The sequence below is a fragment of the Parachlamydiales bacterium genome, assembly GCA_041671045.1.
In the GTDB taxonomy this organism is placed as follows: Bacteria; Chlamydiota; Chlamydiia; order Chlamydiales; family JABDDJ01; genus JABDDJ01.
In genome coordinates this window covers 1-20,819 of the sequence record JBAZCF010000009.1, presented here as the reverse complement: position 1 = coordinate 20,819, position 20,819 = coordinate 1, and the positions used below count along the sequence as shown (strand labels likewise).

17 protein-coding genes are annotated in these 20,819 nt (G+C 40.7%); 9 read left to right on the top strand and 8 right to left on the bottom strand.

All coding sequences use genetic code 11. From position 1 onward, the window contains the following. Positions 1–240 precede the first annotated feature (240 nt). The gene (locus tag WC222_09510) at positions 241–1,020 is read right to left on the bottom strand and encodes a DUF4239 domain-containing protein (protein ID MFA6916622.1); all 780 of its coding nucleotides are present in this window, start codon (positions 1,018–1,020) and stop codon (positions 241–243) included. 84 nt (positions 1,021–1,104) lie between these two features. Between WC222_09510 and WC222_09505 the strand changes: the two genes are divergently transcribed. From WC222_09505 to WC222_09495, 3 genes are all read left to right on the top strand, one after another. Then, the gene (locus WC222_09505) at positions 1,105–1,731 is read left to right on the top strand and encodes a DUF47 family protein (GenBank protein ID MFA6916621.1); all 627 of its coding nucleotides are present in this window, start codon (positions 1,105–1,107) and stop codon (positions 1,729–1,731) included. Positions 1,732–1,733: 2 nt separating this feature from the next. Further along, on the top strand, positions 1,734–2,759 hold the full coding sequence (locus WC222_09500) for an inorganic phosphate transporter (GenBank protein MFA6916620.1): 1,026 nt from the start codon (positions 1,734–1,736) through the stop codon (positions 2,757–2,759). Between the two features lie 135 nt (positions 2,760–2,894). Beyond that, entirely contained in the window at positions 2,895–6,017 is a 3,123-nt protein-coding gene (locus tag WC222_09495) for a hypothetical protein (protein MFA6916619.1), read from the top strand. Between the two features lie 72 nt (positions 6,018–6,089). Here WC222_09495 and WC222_09490 read toward each other — a convergent pair whose 3' ends face one another. Further along, positions 6,090–6,752: an OmpW family outer membrane protein gene (locus WC222_09490; GenBank protein MFA6916618.1), complete on the bottom strand. Its 663-nt coding sequence runs from the start codon at positions 6,750–6,752 to the stop codon at positions 6,090–6,092. Between the two features lie 53 nt (positions 6,753–6,805). Then, the gene (locus tag WC222_09485; GenBank protein ID MFA6916617.1) at positions 6,806–7,306 is read right to left on the bottom strand and encodes a methylated-DNA--[protein]-cysteine S-methyltransferase; all 501 of its coding nucleotides are present in this window, start codon (positions 7,304–7,306) and stop codon (positions 6,806–6,808) included. A gap of 186 nt (positions 7,307–7,492) precedes the next feature. Between WC222_09485 and WC222_09480 the strand changes: the two genes are divergently transcribed. After that, positions 7,493–8,662, top strand: coding sequence for a hypothetical protein (locus WC222_09480; protein MFA6916616.1), 1,170 nt, complete (start codon positions 7,493–7,495; stop codon positions 8,660–8,662). A 45-nt stretch (positions 8,663–8,707) separates the two neighbouring features. Here the strand turns inward: WC222_09480 and WC222_09475 are convergent, their stop codons facing one another. The 4 genes from WC222_09475 to WC222_09460 all read right to left on the bottom strand — a co-directional run bounded on the left by WC222_09475 (position 8,708) and on the right by WC222_09460 (position 12,449). After that, the gene (locus WC222_09475; protein ID MFA6916615.1) at positions 8,708–10,234 is read right to left on the bottom strand and encodes a hypothetical protein; all 1,527 of its coding nucleotides are present in this window, start codon (positions 10,232–10,234) and stop codon (positions 8,708–8,710) included. Then, entirely contained in the window at positions 10,231–11,046 is an 816-nt protein-coding gene (locus tag WC222_09470) for a hypothetical protein (protein ID MFA6916614.1), read from the bottom strand. The genes WC222_09475 and WC222_09470 overlap by 4 nt, the downstream gene beginning before the upstream one ends. Before the next feature lie 64 nt (positions 11,047–11,110). Beyond that, the gene (locus WC222_09465; protein MFA6916613.1) at positions 11,111–11,848 is read right to left on the bottom strand and encodes a hypothetical protein; all 738 of its coding nucleotides are present in this window, start codon (positions 11,846–11,848) and stop codon (positions 11,111–11,113) included. 52 nt (positions 11,849–11,900) lie between these two features. Continuing rightward, positions 11,901–12,449, bottom strand: coding sequence for a GNAT family N-acetyltransferase (locus tag WC222_09460; protein MFA6916612.1), 549 nt, complete (start codon positions 12,447–12,449; stop codon positions 11,901–11,903). A 50-nt stretch (positions 12,450–12,499) separates the two neighbouring features. Between WC222_09460 and WC222_09455 the strand changes: the two genes are divergently transcribed. Both WC222_09455 and WC222_09450 read left to right on the top strand, forming a co-directional pair. Continuing rightward, a complete protein-coding gene (locus WC222_09455) occupies positions 12,500–12,781 on the top strand; it encodes a translation initiation factor (GenBank protein ID MFA6916611.1) in 282 nt (93 codons plus the stop codon). A gap of 90 nt (positions 12,782–12,871) precedes the next feature. After that, positions 12,872–13,213, top strand: coding sequence for a class I SAM-dependent methyltransferase (locus tag WC222_09450; protein MFA6916610.1), 342 nt, complete (start codon positions 12,872–12,874; stop codon positions 13,211–13,213). Between the two features lie 10 nt (positions 13,214–13,223). On the opposite strand, the gene WC222_09445 is transcribed toward WC222_09450, so the two are convergent. After that, positions 13,224–14,621: a transposase gene (locus tag WC222_09445; protein MFA6916609.1), complete on the bottom strand. Its 1,398-nt coding sequence runs from the start codon at positions 14,619–14,621 to the stop codon at positions 13,224–13,226. Positions 14,622–14,992: 371 nt separating this feature from the next. Here WC222_09445 and WC222_09440 point away from each other — a divergent pair, with 371 nt between their 5' ends. Genes WC222_09440 through WC222_09430 form a run of 3 tightly spaced genes read left to right on the top strand, consistent with a single transcriptional unit; the run spans position 14,993 to position 20,485 of the window. Continuing rightward, positions 14,993–19,894, top strand: coding sequence for an RHS repeat-associated core domain-containing protein (locus WC222_09440; GenBank protein ID MFA6916608.1), 4,902 nt, complete (start codon positions 14,993–14,995; stop codon positions 19,892–19,894). Between the two features lie 51 nt (positions 19,895–19,945). Further along, positions 19,946–20,245, top strand: coding sequence for a hypothetical protein (locus tag WC222_09435; GenBank protein ID MFA6916607.1), 300 nt, complete (start codon positions 19,946–19,948; stop codon positions 20,243–20,245). 12 nt (positions 20,246–20,257) lie between these two features. Next, positions 20,258–20,485: a hypothetical protein gene (locus WC222_09430; GenBank protein ID MFA6916606.1), complete on the top strand. Its 228-nt coding sequence runs from the start codon at positions 20,258–20,260 to the stop codon at positions 20,483–20,485. The last annotated feature ends 334 nt before the right edge of the window (positions 20,486–20,819 follow it).

Genomic DNA, 20,819 nt, shown 5'->3' with positions numbered 1-20,819 from the left:
AGCAGTAAATTAGAATGAATAAGGATTATTTTCGTTTAGAAGAAACGAAAGTGGGCTTGCGTTTCAATGAAGCAAAGAGGGAGGAGGGGATTAAAGTGGACATAGACGGCTGAACTGTCAGCGATCTTGGAAAGATGGTACGCATAAAAGTACTTTGCTCCAATTGCAAGGTTTATAAACTAAATAATATTGATTATTACTTATTTAAGTCAATTGATTATATTAATCTTTGACTTGTCTTCAGTTTAGCAGCTTCAGTACGTTATCATAGACTGTCGTAGAGACGGTTAGATTTCCGGAAAAGGGCGTATCCAGCGAGTAAATTAAAAAAAGTAGGAAGGCTGTTACAGCTGCAAGTATCGAAGCCATCATAATATGCGAGGTTAGGTTTTCTAAGCCAAAGAAGCCCATAAATCCTGTCAAAACAAAGCCTCCGATCAACAGTAAGGACCACATTTCTCCACCTAGGGATTCTTTGCTTCCCAATATGCGTGTTAAGCGGGTTGTCATTAAGTTGTTAAGTTTATCTATGGATTGATTATACCAGGCAATTTCACGGTTAGTTTTAGGTTCTATTGCATAGTAGGCTTTCCATACGTTATGCAAGTTTTGATTGACTAAGATACTGAAATTTTTTTGATTCATAGTGACCCACTCATCTGTGAGCACACTCTTACCATAGTTTCTTAGTGCGGTACGGATTTCAATTTTATTAGCCTCGGGAAAGACTTCAGAGTCGCGGAAAAGTTCGGCTAAATAGGAGGCTTCCAAGTGCGCAGTTTCTTTTATTTTATCAAATCGTGTCTGCACATTCACTACGGTGAATCCCAGTAAAACAGCATAGAGGACACCCACATTGGCAAAAACAACAGCGGCTACATCGTGATGGGACCGCAGTGTTTTTTGATTAATGGTTTTACGTACGATCAACACTCCTGCGATGGCGAACAATACCAAGCCTACCACCATGATAAGTGCGCCTAACGACCAAGGCAGCGATTCCAGATAATCCCAAAGCATATGCATTCCGTAGAGTAAAAAGAGTTTATTTCATACCACTTCTGATGTTATGCATAAAATAATTATTTACAATATGGGATTAGTATGTTTTCCAGTTTATTACCTTATAAAACAGATTATTTCGAATTTTTCGCTAAACATGCTGCCATAGTTGTTGAAGCTGCAGAGAAATTCAAAGAGATGGTTTCCCACGAAAGGTTATCATGCAGTAATCATAAGGTCATTAAGCAATATGAACATGAGGCTGACATTATTGTTCATGCTTGCTTAGAGTCTTTACATAAGACGTTCATTACTCCTATCGATAGAGATGATATCTATAGGTTGATGACTAGAATGGACGATATTATCGACTGTATTGACGAGGCTTTTGAACGGATTATCATTTACAAAATAGAGACTTTAACCGAGGAAACACGCCTTTTTGCAGATGTGATCTGCCGTGCTGCTGTACAAGTGCAGAAAGCTGTAAATAGGTTGCATGAAATAGGGGATGGAGTGGAAATCGCGGCGATTTGCGCATCGATACACGTCTTGGAAAACGAGGCTGACGATATTCTTAGAAGCTCTTTAGGGAAATTATTCGAGGAAGAGCCTGATACACGCATGGTCATCAAATGGAAGGAAATCTACGATAACTTAGAAAAGGCGACAGATAGCTGCGTTCACGCATCAGACGTCATTCAAGGTATTATTCTGGAGTACGTCTAATAATGGAAATGACCCTAGCACTGGTTGTTATCACAGTTGTAGTAGCCCTTATTTTTGATTTTGTCAACGGCTTTCATGATTCTGCCAATTCTATAGCGACGATTGTATCTACACAAGTTCTTAAACCTCAAGCTGCGGTGGTCTGGGCTGCCTTTTTTAATTTTATCGCTATGTTTATTTTTGCTCCGCGTGTCGCTGATACTATTGCACGGATTGTGAAAATCAATCCGCAGGATTCAATGTATGTGAATGTTATTTTGTATGGTCTTTTAGGCGCTACTATTTGGGACCTTGTTACATGGTGGTGGAAACTACCGACAAGCTCATCCCACGCATTAATAGGGGGCTTATCAGGGGCAGGTGCAGCACACGGTGGCTGGGAAGTGTTAAATTGGCCCAGTTTATTTGAAATCAGTATTTTTATCTTCATCGCTCCTCTAATGGGATTTGCTTTAGGCATGTTTTTTATGGTGGCGATCTCTTGGATTTTTCAGAATTGGGGGCCCGCGCGTGTCAACAACATTTTCCGTAAAGGGCAGTTTGTTTCGGCCGCATTATATTCAATTGGGCACGGCGCAAACGACGCACAAAAAACAATGGGCATTATTGTGGCTGTTTTATTCGCTGCAAAACTTGTTCCGCGCGATCTCGAGCTTTCTCTTTATGATCCTGATACCTTATGGATTATTCTTTCCTGCCAAATTGCGATGGCATTAGGGACCGCTTTTGGCGGCTGGCGTATTGTCAAAACGATGGCGATGAAAGTCACTAAACTTCGTCCTGTCGGTGGTTTCTGTGCCGAATCTGCCGGTACAGTGACTTTATATTTGGCGACGTATTTGGGTGTCCCTGTCTCCACAACACATACAATTGTGGGTTCTATCATTGGAGTAGGGTCGCTGGGAAATAAGGTATCTGCTGTCAAATGGGGAATTGCCCAAAAAATTGCCTGGGCTTGGATATTAACAATTCCTGCTTCTGCCGGAATTGCATCTCTTATCTATTTGTTGACTTCATATATAAAATAAATTATAGTTAATAACAATTTATATTAAAAATATTTCGGTATTGTTTTAGCAATGTGCTTTTTTTATCAATTTTCGTTTCTAATTGCAACTCTATTGATGCTAAATTTGTGCATTCACCACCTAAAAGGTTAATTTATGACTCAATTTCTAAACTATACGCAAATCGCATCCTTTGCCGGCGGGTTTGGGTTTGGGTATCAAATTGCGACTGCACATAACAACGAGAAAACGGTTCGACAAGGCAACGATTATTGGGGGGCTGGATGGCATATTTCATCCTTAATGAATTTAGTCGCTTTAGATGCCCTAAACGTTATTTCTAGATGTAATATAAGTCTTGTCGCCAAAGCCCCTATGGTGCTTACAGTTGCCTTATCTAAATTTATTTTATCTATAGGGATAAACTTAGGATCGTATGTGCAGGGCTCAGAAGAAAGCCAGAGTTCAACATTTTTCCATCTAATATACAAATATAACAGAGAAATGATCGGTGAAGAAAAATATGCAATTGTTAGTAAATTTTCAAAATATGTAGTTAAGAAATTGAGTGATGATTTCATCATCGCTGAGATAGCCCTATGCGCTTTCAAGCTGTACCTAGGGTTCTATTTTGAAGCTGCAGGCGCATTAATGATGATATCCGTGAATGTACTGGAACAAAATGATAAGCTTCCACAAAGTGTGAGTATCTTCATGGGAAGGTATTTACCTGCACTTTCAGCAGTAGCATTGATTCTTACTCCCAATGCAGTCTTCTTAAGGCTTTTAGGTGTTTTGCTTTTGGCTAACGAAGTCGCTATGCCTGTACTGAATTTAGTTAAATACCCCTTAGATAGATGGATACAGAAAAGAAATGCAGACATTGAATTGCAATACCCTCCATTGGAAGAGCTGGAAGGAAAACCTACGCTTTCAAAAGGTATTTTGGATTTATCATTAATTCAATCTTTGGAAGCAAATGATCCCCGCCTTCTAGTGAATCCTACCCACATCAATTCTACGATGAATACAGACCTCCGGACGGATCATATAGACATAAGAAAGGACTTGACAAGACATTTTGCGCAATTTTTGGTGCTTGAGGAAGGTGTAGAACCTTCGCCCATCACGGTTAGTACACTCGTAGCAATGAAAGGGAGAATTCTAGATGAAGTTAAAGGGCGGGAGCTTCTGAATGAAATTAGGATGGGGAAATTTCCCGAGTTAAGGGAAGCTCTAGGGAAAGTTACTACTTTTAAAGACTATTTAAACTTACCCCCTAATTACTATATAAAAGAAGAAAATACTGCATCAAATAAAAATTGGAAGCGTGTCCTTAAATTATGGAAAGAAGAAAAATATGCTCACTGGGATTTAAAGAATCAAGAGAATATTAAACTCTTGAAAAACCAGTTATTGGAAGAGGGAGAAGATTTTATCAAGAAAAACTGGAGGCTAGCAGAGGTCCAGGCTATTATTGGTAATGAAGCTGTCCACACATTTCAAGCAAAGAAGATTAGAGATCCAAATAATCAGGTATTGGTAAAAAGAAATCTGGAAAATTGGATAGCCTGCCTCACCTCATTAAATTTCATCACCCGAAAAGACCTGCAGAATCTGGATGACACTGAAAAAGCTTCTTTCATTGAATCGAAAAAAGTTGAGTTATTTCAAACACGGAAAGGAAAAGAAATTCTTTACAGTGCTTGGAATTCGGAAGATGAGAGTGTTAAAGCACCCTTACAAATAGTTATTGAAGATCTAGAAGAACAGGAGGCTTTCCGTTTTCATGAGAAAGATCCTAGCAATTATTTAGATTGGATTCCAATCATCCAACAATTCGCCAAAGCTCAAATGAACAAATTGGTGTCTGATCTATCCGGCGATACGAAAGCACCCGGAAATATGTCGAAATTTGATGAGACAATCGACAAAGCTAAACAAATCATTGCCTATTTAGATTTACTAGATTCCAAGATTACCCAAAGTGAATCCTTAGAGGAAAAAGACCGGTATAAACAACGTAAAGATGAAATCATTATTCCACTGTTTTGTGAAGGTGGCGACTACTGTGTCACAGGGATTGAAGCGGCCATTGAAAACTGCTTTTCAAACTTGTTTATTGAAAAAGAAACTCCTGTAACAAGTTTGCAAACAAGAATTATACACATGCTCTTCCAACAAAGAAAAGGTGTGAACCAGGCAATTTATAGTGAAGTTAGAAAGCTCTCCCCTAGCAATATATTGAATACTGTTGCGTCTAACTTATTACCATCCGTAAAAAAGGATGGTAATATCGATTTGCATGACTATAACACAGCAATGTCTCTCATCGGACCCGATACAGGGACAAGCTCTACCTCTTTGACAACGGACCAAACGGTTCAGATCAATCCAATAAAAGTTTTGGCCGCTCGTATTTTTCTTCCTCAATATCGATATGCGTTTTGGTCAGCAAAATCTGCTATCCATATTGAAGGTTCAAAGCAGTATATTTCTTTCTCAAAAGATCTTTTAGAGGGAATAACTAAACTTGTCGAAGAATTAAAACCTAGTATGACAGTAATAAAAGAGGTTTTTGAAAAGACAATAGTTATTTCAGACCTTACGGGGGGCGATCTTTTAAATAACAGTATTTTATCAAAGATCCAATTTTGTGCCTTGATCGCATTTAAGGCATTGAAGATAGTGTTTATTGTTACTAAAGAAATATTGTACAACTTTAGATCGTATTTTGATCTCTTAAACAGAATCTTATTTATTGGACTGGAAGCGATCTTCAATTCGGCAAATTTACGGTATACAAGTGATAAGATCCTAGCTGAAGTAACAGATGCGATGCACACTTATTACACCCCACAACATTACAGTGATTGGTGGAAGGAATTTATTCAAAGTAAAATTGATGCGAATGAACTAGAAAAAGATTTTTCTTTGAGTGATGCCAACCTGTTTTTAGAGGATGGCAATGGCAAACCTAATCCTAAATATTTAGCTTTAATGCTTATGGAGATGGGAATATTGAAATTCAACTCTGCCTCTAAAGAAATTACTTCAGAAAAGCTCTACTTCCCAATGGAAGAAGGAAGCGTAGCAGAATGGGCGCAGCCTTTAATTCATGGTGTAGGAAGAGATAATGTGGTGACTACTGTTGAGAATATTGTATCTAAAATACCAAAGATGTCTTCTTCAAGTAAAGAAATAGCAAACTTTATTATTCCTCAAGCGGTACCTGTGGACCCACGCAGCTATAGTCCGTCAACTGGGTTGGCTGATTAAAACGTGTCCTCGACAAGTTGCAGCACTCCAATACTAGGAACGTTTCGCTTCGCAAAATAGAATTAGGGTGAATTACAGGCCAAATTTCCATCCCAGGCCTACGCCTAGAATGAAGCCATTCAGATTGGCATTATTACGTGTTACACTAGCTTCTGATGAACTGTGGAAACAAAATTCCTGGAATCTAAAGTCGCCGAAAATATCTAAATACAGGTTGCAGTTGATGTCATAATTTGCACCTAGTTTCACCACACCGCCGAATTCATTTTTGGTGACATTTCTTTGAACAAAGGAGGAGTCGTCATGGATATGCAATAATGAATATACAGCTCCCACACCTAGGTAAGCTTTCCAACAATCATTGATGGTGTAATAGTACTTAATTCCCAAGCTAATGGGAGCCATTTCAAAACGGGTTTTGTTGTCTAACCCAATAGAGTGGCCATTTTTCCATAAATATCCCACGTTGGCCCATATGGACCAGTCACAATAGATGTTCTTATTAATTTCAATTTGGATTTCGGGTAAAACATCACCGTAAACGTTCTTAAATCTATTCGAAAGTGGAATAAAGGCGGCACCACGGCCTTCAATGGACCAGCCGTCAGTCCAAAAGGAATTGCAGGGATCGCAAGCAGGGTTTTCTATGCAGCAGTCTTCATCATAGTTGCCTTGAGCATACACTGTAGAAAAAGTGCAGGCAAAAAATAGAAGTAAAGTTAGTACCTTATGCATAGAGCTCCCATCATTAGTGTTATAGCGCTGGGAGTCTATATATTGTAAAAACTTTATTTTTTAAAGCTTATTTTCTCGTGGGCAAGCAAGGCTTCTTTGACTTCAATGCTTCCTGCAAAACCTGTTAAAAGACCATCCTTTCTGACAATTCTATGGCAGGGAACAATAATAGATAAGGGGTTTTTACCTACGGCTGTTCCCACTGCTCGTACTGCTTTAGGGCGTCCAATTTGGATGGCGATATCTTCATAGGACTGGAGGGTGCCAAAGGGTACTTGGTATAATGTGGACCATACTTGGATTTGGAATTCTGTTCCCATGCATTCGAAGGGTAGGTCGAAGGCTGTCCGTGTGCCGGCAAAGTATTCATTCAATTGCACTTCTGTTTTAAGCAGCATCGGATGTTTTTCATTTTGCGTCATCTCATCCAACTCAACGCGCATGGGATCATCGTTTTCCCAAAGGATGGCGATAAGGGATTGGTCATTTGCCACGAGTTTGAGCGTCCCGACGGGTGAAGGGATTTCTTTGAAATAAAGGTCAGATGAAGTCATGTTAATCTTCCTAGTAAAAGTTTGGAAGTAGTCTAGCTATTATCGTGATAATTTACAAAAGTTTACTTTCCATTTTTTTTTAAGTGTTGATACGCTTATTTGTTAAATTAAATTAATTTTATTTGTTTTAATTTATATTTAGATGTATACTGAATTTGGTTTTTTAATAATTAAAGGAGGTTTGCTATGGCTGCTATTGGTTTTAATATTAGTAATGAAACACAAATTAATATTTTGAATGGGTTCACTTCATCCATTCAAGATAAGAATAAAATTAAAAAATATACTAAACTAGCTAAAGATGCACTGACATTGATTACAGCCCGTCCTGAAGAATATTCTGACGAATATATTTTAGTAAAAAAAACAGGTTTAATCAAAGTATCAAAGTTATACGCACGTTTGAATAAAAAAGAAGATGGTACGCTTGCTTTGGAAATCTTAAAAGTTTCTAATAAAAAAACAACAACACCCCAGTTAGTATTTCATTCCTGCATTGAATTACATAACGGCAGTAAATCTGTTGTTTGTTTAGGTCATGAAAATAAAAGTGAAGTTATTTTAACGAATAGTGGTATTGCTTCGAAGTTGATGGAAAAAATTTCAGATCCAATAAAAGAAGAAATAAAACGTCTTTGTGGCGATCATATTCCCTTTCAACAGCCTAGAGCAGTTCTAACAATTGAAAATAAAGCTGCATTTATTTTTAACAAAGCTGGAGACCCCTTAATTAAACACTTCGATCCTGATGCCCCATTTAATGTTAGTAATCAGGAAGCCTATAAGGTTATTCTCGACTTTTTTGGAGTTCTTTATGCTTTGGAAGCAGCAGAAATTGCCAATGTAACTGTTAATTGTGATAGTTTTGTATTAAATGACCTTCGCCTTCTGCTTGTAGATTTCAGGGGATTAAGACCTTTGCCTCCACAGAATGATGAGTTATGCGAATCGGGGCAAATAAGCTATTCCGGCAATTACCTGCATGCGGGATTAGCTGAAAAAATCAAGTTAGCGAAGACAAATAAAGAACAAAGGCTCTGTTTAAAGCTTTTAACAAGGTATTCCTTCGCTAGCGTTATTTATGAAGTGATGAGCAGAAAAATCGACAGAATAGATTATTATTGTACGAAAGATAAATCGGTGGATAGTTTGGAAGTTGCTGATAGACATCTTACAGAGCGGAAAAGATACAATCAATTAACACCTGTCACAAAAAAACTTATGGATCTTCTAATTGCAGAGAACCCTGAAGATATAGAAACGATTGTGAATCTGGCTCTTAGCAATGAGTTTAAAAAAGAACTGTATAGGTCTTTATCGAATACTAATTACTTATTAGGTTCCTCATTTACCTAAGGAATTATGAAAGTACGGTATTCTACCGTACTTTCATTCTATGATTTAAGTGGGAGATACAAATTCAACTGGAGAGATACCAGACGTTACTTTAGAAGATGCCATCGCTTTTTGTTCTGAATAAAATTCAGAAAAAAACTGCCCATTAAATAGAGTAAAGGTGAGTAAATGGATAGCATACGCTAAAAATAATCGGCATTTCTCAAAAATAAGACCTACACGTAAATGTTGCTGTGCTTCTGCGGGTTCTAATTTCTTAAAATTAAAGTTATCTAATGTGGATTGGCGGCAATGCGGGCCCGGAAAAGATTTAAAAAATCTAAAGATTCTACTAAAGATACCCATCTCTAGAGGTAAAACGTCAACCTGTTCGCCTTCTTGACCCTGTTGGAGATAAACGACACTGACATTACATTTGTTTTGCGGTGCATCAGCCCCTAGGTGGAGTCCTCCCACAATAGGAACATTGTCTGTTTCGTTTTCTTTACCGCCGTTTCTTAGGACGACGATTTGAAAGGGATCCTGTTCAGTGCGCTTGCCTAAGATTTCGCGATTGAAAATTTCTACAGCATAGCCTGCTTGTACGGAACAGTAAGTTGTAAGACAGTCCACATGAACGTTTAGAACACCTTCAAGCAAGACACTTAAGGCCAGTGCTTGGGCGCCGCCCATACTTTTCCCATAGAGTTCAACAGACTTTATCTCGTTAGCGTTAAGGTATTCCACCAGCTCAGGCCAGACAGCCTTCACACCTTTCATACCGATTTCGATCAATAAATCATTGAGTAGGGAATTTATCGCATCGGTAGAACTTGGCCTAGCAGCGGTTCCTCTACAAATAATCTTAGGAGGTTCCGTGCCATCCACATCTTTGAGTATGGAAATGTAAGCTCCTCCTTTAATCAATACCTTATCCACGTAGTAATATTTTGGCTGGGTTGCGGTACCCAATTGGATTAGTGACTTTTCCTGCCATTCGCGGTCTGCTAATTGCGAGGTGATGGTTTCTGCAATAATGTAGTCGTTTTTTTGCAGGTTGTCCTGGTTTCTGTTTAAGTTTAACTGGAGATTTAACGAAAGGAATATCCTTTCAATGAGGCCTTTAATGCCTTTTCCAGAAGAACTAGCCCTATCGATGAAGAAATCGCTGATCTTAGGGGCTGCTCCTAGCAGAGCATCTGTAAGTGATTTCATAGAGGATGCAAAAGGAAATAAGCGTTGATGTCTTTCTGTGGGTGGCAACTGTGCAACTTCATCATAATCCGCTTTTTGAACATCGCCCACTCCGATGAGGATATTACGCATCACCGTTTTAGTAAGAATGAGTGTATTAGATTCTATTTCAGAAGCATTTAATGAAATATCGGGTTTCTTGCAGATACGTTGGAGACGTTCTACCCCAAAGCATTCTTTTAAATACTCAATGGACCGTGAGACGCTTTCAGCAGGGGGAGTTGTATCATATCGCTCGACTTTATAGCCGTGGCTGTTCTTTGTAATAGTAATTGCCGCAGTTTCAGGAGCATCCTTCAGTTCAGAGGCGATAGCGGAAATTAGGCTGGAGGGAATCATGTTTTACCTTCGTAATATTCATCAAGATATCCAATTGCAATATGAAAAGGATGTCCACGAATCAGTTTATCTAAGCCATTCTCCTCGCGGATTTCAGATAATTCTTCACATTCAACTTCTAGAAAAATCATCAGGTCAATGCCATTGCGTAAGAATTTCAATTCACCGGGAGTAAAGCGAATCGTCTTTTCGGAAATAACATGATGAAATGTCCTTTCATAGTCATGGATGACAGAGATATGTGCGCCGACGCTTTTTTGATGCTCATAATAAGGAGGGCGCGCTTTTTGAGCCATATGGCTGTCAAAGAGGATGTCTAACAGTACAAAATTAAATGCGTCATGTACTTTAACGCAAGTGAACATGCCGCTATAATTGGCTTGTTGCATTAATTGACCTTCATGCGGTAGGCGATTAATAAAGTTCCGGGCCCTCTTTAATTTATTTCTGTGATGTGAGCTTGGGCGGGCAATGCAAAGGGAGTTGGCAATCTTAAAGATAACATAATCTTTAACGCATTCTTCCCAGTTTGTGTGCTCAAAGGTCTTTTCTGTAAAAGATCTTCCGTAGTGATGGAGCCTGAAAAACCACCTTTCCTGCGATGAAGACTCACTATTTCTTAGAGTTTTTGTAGTCTCAAAGAAAGCATGCATATCCAAGAAGCGAGAAGTAGAATCTGACTTATCTCGAACATGCACGATATAGTAAGGAAGACCTTTTTCCCAGTGCGCATTCGCCGCTTCTTCTTCGATGTCTATAGTGGTTGCTTGAAAAGATTCAGATGATAATTGAACTTTACAATGGATTTTCATGAGATACACCTTACAAAATTTTAAAAATTGTAAGCTATTAAACGATAAAATTCAATTGTTAATACTATTGAAATGAATAAACCATATTTTTAAGTGTAGATGTACTTAATAGTATAATAGTATAAACCGCTGCCGCTGCTAAAAAAGCTCCTAAACTATTAGGGTTTTCTTCGGGAAGCTCATGACGCGTGACATTCATAATCACACCCCCGCCGATAAACGCACTAATAAGGGCGACTGCAGTTTCTGATAAGACAAAATAAATTCCGGTCAGCCAGCCTAAGAAAAGACTAACAATAAGGATCCATCTACCCACATGGCGATAGGCATTTCCATGCGCTTCAGTCAAGGAATAGTCATTCATGAAATAGTGGAGGGCCAGTGCAATGGAAAATAAAAGCAGAGGTTGCACTTCGGGATTGTTTTTATCGACCACTGCGTAACCGACTAAGAAGTTGAACAGTGAATAGGAAGAGAGCGAAAGCCAGAAATAGGCCGACTGATTTTTGATGAGAGTTTTTGATCTATCTACAGTGAAGAATAATAGAAAACCTAGTAATGCCATAATATAGACGTGATGCTCAATATAGGGAAAAAAGGGTTCTATCGACTTTTTAATGAGAACATCACTTTCAGAAAGCTTAGGAAGTAAGTCGATGAATACATAAGCAATAGCAACACCACTGCCGGTAGAAAGCAGGCGGCTGTGTGATAAGAAAGAAAATTGCCTTGTTTTGTCTGCACTTAAATGAACTAAGGCAAATACACAAATACATAGGAAGGCAAGAAAAGAGTAATCCATTGTCCACAAGAGTTTGTTAAATTATTATTTTTTTAACTTAACAAACTAAGAGTTATTCTTGAACAGGTGATTGGGCATATTCGTATAAATGACAATGAAGGATTGTATCTTTTGCAGTAGGAAGGTCTCTTTTACCTATAAGGACAAAGCCTTGCTTTTTCAATATATGCGAGGAGACCTCATTTTCAAAAGCTGCTGTTGCGCGCAGGAAAGAGACTCTCGACAGTCGAAAGGCGAAAGGGATAATGGCTTTAAGCATCTCAGTTGCGCACCCTTGGCCTTGGCAATCCTTAGTTACCATATAACCCACTTCTGCAATATTCGGCTCATTCGTTCCGTGAAGAGAAATGCATCCCACAGGGCGATGATCGCTTTTAGATCGTGCTATGAAAAGAAATTCTTTTTTCTCTGCAAAGCCTCTAATCGATCGTTCGCACCAGCTCTCGGCTTGTTCCATGGTCACAGGCCAGATTAGGAATGAGATAATTTCTGCCGTTTGACGATCGTTCATCACCGTAAAGACATCTTGTGCATCGCTATCATGTATTAGTGTCATTACAAAGCGTTCAGTTTCTAAAGTGTAATCGTGCATTGACTTCATGCCTAATCCTGTCTATAAATTAGGAAAATTTTTGAATAAGATGACATTATATGCCTTTTACAATTGACGGACAATGGATCCCCAAAAAAGAACCTGAGAAAACCTCTTCAAAGCCCGTTAAAGTGCGCTTACAAAAAAGAGGAAATAGCGTGGTTACGGTAGTGCTTAACCTGAATAAATCCTCTAAGGAACTTGCAGAGATAGCTGCGCAGGCCAAAAGAAAACTAGGTTGCGGTGGAGCAGTCAAAGACGGAGTGATTGAAGTCCAGGGTGATAAGGTGGAACTTGTGGTCGCTTTGCTCAAGGAACTAGGGATCAAGGCGGGAGCATGACTAACGAAGATGTAATGAATAAAGACGTTTTATAATGCTTTTGATGAATGCTTTGATAGCATTCCCTTTGGTGAGAAGTTAAAAGGCACTTTGCTAAAGTATTTAAAACCTCATAGTAATATCCTCGAAATAGGGTTTGGACCCGGAGCATTAGCTTTGTGGCTAACGGAGTTAGGGCATAAGGTTACCTGTATTGAACCTGCAGAACGACCAGCAGAAAAAGCAAAAAACAAGGGGCTTACTGTACATACGGTACGTTTTCAAGATTATAGCTTGGTGGAAAAATATGATGCTATCGTCGCTATGACATCTCTGATTCACATCCCAAAAATAGAATTGAAAAATCAAATAGAGCGTATTTTAGCCCATATAAAACCTGAAGGGTTATTTTTTTGTAACAGTTCAGATACCCCTCCTTCGTCGGGCATCTGAATGAAGAGACTTACACAGCGATTGTTTGGAAAACGTTTTCTTGATGAATAGCTAATAGTCTTGGGCAACCTCTAACTGCCTCAGCCAAGGCCTCCCAAATATCCCAGCCCTGCTTGCGAGCAGTAGAAATATAACTACGAATGCGACAAAAAATCTGGCCACCTTTGAATATTCGAAAACAACCTGAAATCTTTTGCTTGAGCTTTACCATGCGGATATCCTGCTCCCCAAGATTATTTGTAAAATTCACTGAAAAATCATACATAAAACGAAGGACACAGCCACGTTTATCTTTAAGACGGTCCAAAAGATTCTTACCATCTCGCTGTTTTTGTCTTCCACGTTTACCCTTGGGTAACGGAGGCAGCAGCGAATGATACTCCAATCCTTCAGCAATGATCTGACCATATGTCTCCTCTATTTGAAGCAAAACCTCTTGAGGAAGTGCTCCCTGCTCTAGGTGTCCCTCAACTTCATTTTTTGCGAAAATGAGAAGATCCTTCATTCGCTTAGCCCAATCTTCTTTTTCTTGTTCGTTGATGAATGTGAATGTGAGTTCACGCAAATGATGGGCATTGCATAATCCATGTGTAATCTGCTGATAAGCGAAGTATGGAAACCAATGATCATGGATCCCGATTCCTTGAAACCGAGGCAAAATACCTGCTTCATCAAAATGTAAAACTCGTGCTGCCAACAAATATGTTTTGAGACTGCTTTCAAATGATTCGAGCTGTCGAAACAGCCTTTCGTCAACATTGGAACAGGTGCCTGGCGAAATGGTAATACCAAAAACATCCTCAAAGATCTGGCATACACGGTCAACAGGTATAAAATGTTGATGGGCAAAGTACGCTGTCAATGCCTGAACACGCTCTCCGTATTGAACAGGTCCTCTAACATGGTCTGGAAAAGCCCCTCTAGTTAGTTCTCCACAGCAAGGACATTTTTTTTCCAGAGCTTGATGTTCTGTCACTTCAATCTTGGGTTGCGGAATATCAAAGACTTGACGTTTTTCAGAGCAAGCACCATCCACCTGACTAAGATTTAACCCACATCCATGACAATTTGTTGGGGTATGGGTAATGATGAAATCAGGGGTGCCTACCTGAGCCAAGCCTTTCCCAACATGTCCCTGTTGAGCTCCTGGTTTTTTATCAGATTTACCCCGAAGGCTTTTTATTTTCTTCTTCAAACCATCGCTCCCAGGAGGCTTACTGCTATTAGAGCTGTCTTTTGATAAACGGGCTTCAAGCTCATGCACACGAGCCTCCAGTTGCTGGATGCTAACCTGCTGGTGCTGGATGGTTGATTCCAGATAACGGATATAAGAACGAATCGATTCAGGTAGAGAATCAAAAAGCTGGCCGGAAAGAATTGGGAAAGAAGGTATCTGATCTGGTTTCATGCCGACAGATTATCACAAGCGGCTATGCAATGTGAATTAAAATTTCACTCTACCAAATTTTTCATTCAGATGCCCCGACGAAGGAGGGGTATCTGAATTGTTACGATAAATAAAATATATTCTTCAAGATCCAAGTCCATTTACACCAGCTTTTCGACAGACACATTTTGCAGGACAGAGAAAATGATGTCGATATCGGAGCCTGCGTATGTATGGCGAGGGAGGCGCGTTGCGATGATATTCATGCCCTTCTTGTTTTTTCTTGATTAAAATTTTAAAGCCTTCCTATATTGCTCTTATTTCCATTTCAAAACGTTCCGCATTTTTATGATTCGTATTTTTTTGCTATTAGCTATTTTTTTTCGCTACCTTTGCGCGCAGATGTAAATTCCGTGAATACCTACGACCCTTCTCATGCTATTTTGGGGTCGGAACCTTCCGCCTTTGTCAAAGGTGTAAACGTCATCTCGGGAACATACTCCAGTTCACAAGTCGATATGGTTGTTCCCGGCGCCTTGCCCATCGTCATCCAGCGTTCCTACATGGGGGCTATTCCACATAAGGAAGCGGGAATACCTGAAATGCGGACAACATTCTTGGAAGAACCCTCCACCGACCCGGAAAAGCGCTTTAATGTATTCGAACCTCAAAACCAATGCGAGATATCCTACAACTGGGAAATCAACCACTCCAGTCGCATTGTCCAGATTAGGAATCAGAAGAAAGAACATTTTGTTTACATGAAAGAAGGTGGGTGGATTAGCTCAAAATACACCAAAGATGCCAATGGATACGCTCTATCCGACGAAGCGCTTGCAATGGGTTTGACCAATGCCAATGGTGAGATTTCGGGACAGACCAACCCTAAGAATGCCAGGGTGGAGAAAAAGAAAGGATGCGCCTTTTCCCATATTGATGGAGCCAAAAACAGGCAGTACTTTGCGTGGCTCGTTTTGGAAGAGAATGGCAAGGTGCCGAATGAAGCCACTTATCTGTTAAGCGATGAAATCTTGCCTAACGGGCAACGCTTCCATATGGATTTGAATAAGGATAATCGCGTTAAAACCATCACTTCCTTTGGTGTAGATAACAGCCCTTTTGCAAAAGCAAAGCTCTCACATGGCAAGAGGAGACAATCTACAAAAATCGCAGGTTCATCCCCTTATACTGTGAATTACCATTACCACAAAAGAGAGGGTGCCCGCTTACTAGCCTCCGTTTTGCGTCCTAATGGACCTGATGAAAACTACTATTATGACGAAAAAAATAGATTGGCAAACCTACGGAGACCTGATGGTCGGGGCTTAGATCTAAGCTACTACCAAAAAGGCAATAACCGTTTGTTTTTTGGAAATGTGGCTGTAGGGGACAAGGACCCCCTACGAGGACGCATCAAGCAAATCGTAGAACCTGCCGGAGTGAATGGAGAATATATTCCCACAGCCACTTTCGAATATTTCCCTAAAGTGCTGTGTACCAAAGTCTATAATGCACTCAACCATCCCACTTCGTATTACTACAATAATTGGCGCCAACTGAACCAAATTGTCCATACACTGGACAAAACGCCCTACTATACCCTCAATATGCAGTGGGGCATACAGGAAAATAAAGGGAACCTCATCTCCCGTTATGCTAAAGATGGTCAAGGCAATGGAATCTACTGTGAGAAATTTACCTATGATGCGTATGGGAATCCTATCGAAGAACGTTTCTACGGTAATTTGAGCGGGGAAAATACAATACCTTTAGTGATTGATAACCAAGGGGTTCCGCAAGATAATGGCAGCGAGTATCTACAGGTTGCGCGGACATATAGCTCGGATGGCATGAACTTGTTATTAAGCGAGAAAACGGATCAGGTCGAAACGCGCTATCAGTATCAACCCGATACAAATGTCATGACAGCCAAATATCTTCTTGTGGATGGAAAGATCCGCGAAAGGAACTTCTACCACTATGATTCCAAAGGAATTTTAATCCGCGAAATTACGGATGATGGCTCGCACCCCGACGAACGCGTCCTTAAAGAGGCTACCGAAAGATATATTAAGGAAACCATCCCGCATCTAGCCACGCCTGTCGGATTGCCTCATCACGTTATTGAAAAAGCGTATGATTTTTCAGCTGGGGTAGAACGCCTCATTAAACGGACCGAATACCTCTATGATCTGGCAGGAAACATCACCACTGAAAACCATTTCAACCGCGATAATGCCTACATTGGCTCCTACATCCGTGAATACGATGCCAAGGGACACTGCATTTCCGAGCTAGATCCTTTAGCGCGAAAGATAATACGCACCTACGACGCCAACGGCAACCTGGTCATCGAACAAGGCCCACGTCAAGATTACCACAAACAATTTGGCTTCGATTACTGCAATCGCCTCGTTTGCACAAGTACCTTTTTATCGACAGGCGAAAAACTAGACGAATCTATCCGCTATGATGAACTAGGCCGTAAAGTCGCCACAGTTGATAGCTACGGCAATGAGACAAACTACTTTTACGATACGCTCAACAGGCTCATCGAAATTCAATCCCCTCCTGTTCAAGACGAAAACGGTCAGTTTTATAGACCTTCCGAAAAACGGGATTATGATGAATTAGGCCATTGCACCCAACTGACAGATGCGCAAGGTAATATCACTAAAACGACTTATAACGTACGTGGACAGCCTCTCAGCAAAACCCATCCCAACGGAGCCACAGAAGCCTGGACATACACCTTAAAAGGTTGGCTTAAAAAGCATACTGATACTTTTGGCTTGACCACCCTCTACACCAACGATTACAAGGGACGTGTGATCAAAACCGAAGTTTATTCCTCCTCAAATAAGCTTTTAAAGACAACTTCCTCTATCTACAACCACAACCATCTTCTTAGCGAAACAGACGCTTCAGGCATTACGACCCATTACACCTACGACTGCTTTGGATACTTAACCTCCACACATACCGAAGATAAATGCACCCTCTTGTCTTATGATGCCTGTGGAAGGGTGAAAGAGAAGCATGAAGGGCCAAGAATCGCCTGCTGTCACTACGACGCCTTAAATAACATCATCTGCAAAGAAGTCAAGGATAGCACCGGAAACATCTATTCCCGCATCTACTATGCCTACGACGCAGATGGCAACTGCATCCTGGAAAAAGAAGAGCAAGCCGATCAGTACGCCACCAAGCTGACTGAATACAACCATCAGGGCAAACCTCTCAAGGTAACCGATGCCGCTGGAAACGAAACGCATTTTATCTATCATACCCAGCATCTCAACGAATATGGACAACGTATCCCCCGCACTGAAACGATCGATGCTTTAGGCCGACGTAAAGTTGTCGAATATGACACCCTCACACGTCCTGTGAGAACGCTAGAAATGAATGCCGCGGGTGCCTACCTGCATGCCGAAACCATCCTCTATGATAAAGCAAGTAATCCTCAGCATATTAAGCAAACCATATTTGCTCCAGGCCAAGCAGAAAGGGAAGTGCTTAATACTCAACTCTTTGATGCCAATGGACACGTCATTGTCAAAATCGAAGCTGCAGGCAAACCAGAAGAAAAACGTACACTCTATAGCTACGATCTTTCAGGAAACCTCCTCGAAGTCACTAAAAATAACGGCATCCATCTTTATTATACCTATGACGACCTAGGCAGAACCTCTTCTCTCTCTTCCTCTGATAGTTCTGTGCACTATCAATACCATTACGACTTGAATGACCACCTCATCAAAGTCGAAGACCTTGTCCATAACGAAATCACCTCTCGCGAATACGACACGCATGGACGGCTCATCAAAGAAAGCGCCGCACACGGTCTCGAAAGTACCTATCAATACGATAGCCTAGATCGCTTTACTTGCATCCATCTACCCGACCAGTCTAACATCGTTTATAACTACAATCCCTGCCATCTTACCCGTATCGATAGGAAAGACTACAACTGTACCTATCAACATGCGCTGTCAGGACAGCTCACAACAGTCACCCTTCCAAAAGGCATTGCAAGCATCCACTATACTACGGATGTCCTGCATAGACCTGTCTCCATCAATTCCCCAGTGCATAATGAAAACCTAACCTACGATGCCCTATCCAATGTTCTTTCTCATCAGATACAGGCCAAAACCACCCAATACAACTATGACGAACTAAACCAACTAACCGCAGAAAACGGGGATTTTTCTCACAACTTTGTCCTAGATTCACTCCACAATCGTTTAGAAGTCGACCAGCACAAACAAGCCTTCAACGATCTTCACCAAGTTCTTCAAAAAGAAGAGGTTACCTGTGGCTACGACCTCAACGGCAACCTCATCCGCTTAGGAAACACCCTCTCTCTGACCTACGACACCTTGGACCGCCTCATCGAAGTCAAAAACGGTGATCAGATCACCCGTTACCACTACGACTCCTTCCATCGACGCCTCCGAAAATCCACTCTCGATAACGACCAGTATTTCATCTACATCGGTGATAACGAAATAGGCTCCTGCAATACCAACAAACACATCACCGAACTACGCATCCTCGGCCTTGGAAAGGGTGCCGAAATTGGTGCTGCCATCGCTTATGAAATAAACGATGCACTCTACATCCCTATCCACGATGCCTTCGGAAATGTCATCCACGTGCTCGACTCCCAAGGAAACAGCGTAGAAAGGACCACCTACAGCGCCTTTCAAGAAGAATCCTCTGAAGGCTCCCTCACAACCCCCTGGCGCTTCAGCACCAAACGCCTCGCCCCTGAAACAGGCTTTCTCTACTTTGGTCAACGCTACTTCGTCCCTCAGCTAGGCTGCTGGCTAACTCCCGACCCCCTCGGCTTCATCGACGGCCCTAACCCCTATGCCTACCTCCACCACAGCCCCCTCGCCTACTGCGATCTCTACGGCCTCTGGACCTTCGCTGGTTGCTGGGATTCCTTCTGCTCAGGTGTTTCTTCCGCCTATGAATCCACAAAATACTATACGAAAGAATCAGCGATAGGCACCTATGAAGGTGCTAAAAACTTAGTCTTCGGAAGCAATCTGCCGGAAGAAAATATCAGCGAAACAAGAGCTAATTTTAGATACGTTGGACAAGGCGGAGTTATCGCTGCCGCTACTTATCCCCCCATCCGTTACGGTGTTTCCATCGTCAGAAACGTCTGTTGGGGCTACAACTTGCTCACCTCCCGCACAAGCTCGTCCTCTGCTGTGCCCACCAACAACGTAAGAACAGTCGCAGCTCCTGCTAAAAAATCTGTAACAGAAAAATTTTAAACCCATATAGAATTAGTTCAACCAGCTACAAAACAAGAGAGTCCCATTTGTTTGGATACGCTATCTAAAGCTGGACAGATGTTAGATCGTAACGGGTTAACAAATGCAGGAAGGGGTTTACAAAAGCATGGATCAAGACCAGGAAGCGTTTTTCCTAAAACGAATGGAAAAGCATCTACAATAAATGAACAAGGACAATTTATTTTGGATGAGATTCTTACAGATCCAAATAGTACTATGAAATTCTCTCACAAAACCAAATTTGGGAATGTATTAGATATTAAAGCTCTCAATGGTCGTGGAGTAAGATACAATCAAAAAAATGAATTTGTTATGTTCTTAGAACCTTAAAAAGTTAAATATATGTCAGAAAATGATTTTACATTCCTCATCGGTAGTCCGGTCGACAAAGAAAATTTGATCTGTGAAATTTATTACAAAGATGAAATGCTAGCCGAAATCTCACATGAATCTCAAGAATTTATCATTGAAATATACCCTCCCGAAATAAATAAATGGTGGACTTTTCCTTTGTTAGAGTTTCAAGAAGCACTTGAATATGCTAAAAATCATTTGATAGGAAAGAAATGAGTTAAAAGTAAGCGTTCACGGGGTGTAGGGGGAGCTGCTGCCAGCGCCGCAAAGCGGCTGGCAGCAGCTCCCCCTACACCCCGTGACGTTTTTTTAAATTTTAACTTGCTATCTAATTTTATATTTTTTACAGTCGCGACATTTAAACGCGATGTACAAAATGCAAACATACGAAGAACTTGTTACCCAGATCCAAAATTTAAACTTGCAACGTAACAATTCAGATACCCCTCCTTCGTCGGGGCATCTGAATGAAAAATTTGGTAGAGTGAAATTTTAATTCACATTGCATAGCCGCTTGTGATAATCTGTCGGCATGAAACCAGATCAGATA

Coding starts and splice junctions, on each gene's coding strand:
- WC222_09510 (MFA6916622.1), bottom strand. CDS start 1,020: ATGCTTTGGGATTATCTGGAATCGCTGCCTTGGTCGTTAGGCGCACTT.
- WC222_09505 (MFA6916621.1), top strand. CDS start 1,105: ATGTTTTCCAGTTTATTACCTTATAAAACAGATTATTTCGAATTTTTC.
- WC222_09500 (MFA6916620.1), top strand. CDS start 1,734: ATGGAAATGACCCTAGCACTGGTTGTTATCACAGTTGTAGTAGCCCTT.
- WC222_09495 (MFA6916619.1), top strand. CDS start 2,895: ATGACTCAATTTCTAAACTATACGCAAATCGCATCCTTTGCCGGCGGG.
- WC222_09490 (MFA6916618.1), bottom strand. CDS start 6,752: ATGCATAAGGTACTAACTTTACTTCTATTTTTTGCCTGCACTTTTTCT.
- WC222_09485 (MFA6916617.1), bottom strand. CDS start 7,306: ATGACTTCATCTGACCTTTATTTCAAAGAAATCCCTTCACCCGTCGGG.
- WC222_09480 (MFA6916616.1), top strand. CDS start 7,493: ATGGCTGCTATTGGTTTTAATATTAGTAATGAAACACAAATTAATATT.
- WC222_09475 (MFA6916615.1), bottom strand. CDS start 10,234: ATGATTCCCTCCAGCCTAATTTCCGCTATCGCCTCTGAACTGAAGGAT.
- WC222_09470 (MFA6916614.1), bottom strand. CDS start 11,046: ATGAAAATCCATTGTAAAGTTCAATTATCATCTGAATCTTTTCAAGCA.
- WC222_09465 (MFA6916613.1), bottom strand. CDS start 11,848: ATGGATTACTCTTTTCTTGCCTTCCTATGTATTTGTGTATTTGCCTTA.
- WC222_09460 (MFA6916612.1), bottom strand. CDS start 12,449: ATGAAGTCAATGCACGATTACACTTTAGAAACTGAACGCTTTGTAATG.
- WC222_09455 (MFA6916611.1), top strand. CDS start 12,500: ATGCCTTTTACAATTGACGGACAATGGATCCCCAAAAAAGAACCTGAG.
- WC222_09445 (MFA6916609.1), bottom strand. CDS start 14,621: ATGAAACCAGATCAGATACCTTCTTTCCCAATTCTTTCCGGCCAGCTT.
- WC222_09430 (MFA6916606.1), top strand. CDS start 20,258: ATGTCAGAAAATGATTTTACATTCCTCATCGGTAGTCCGGTCGACAAA.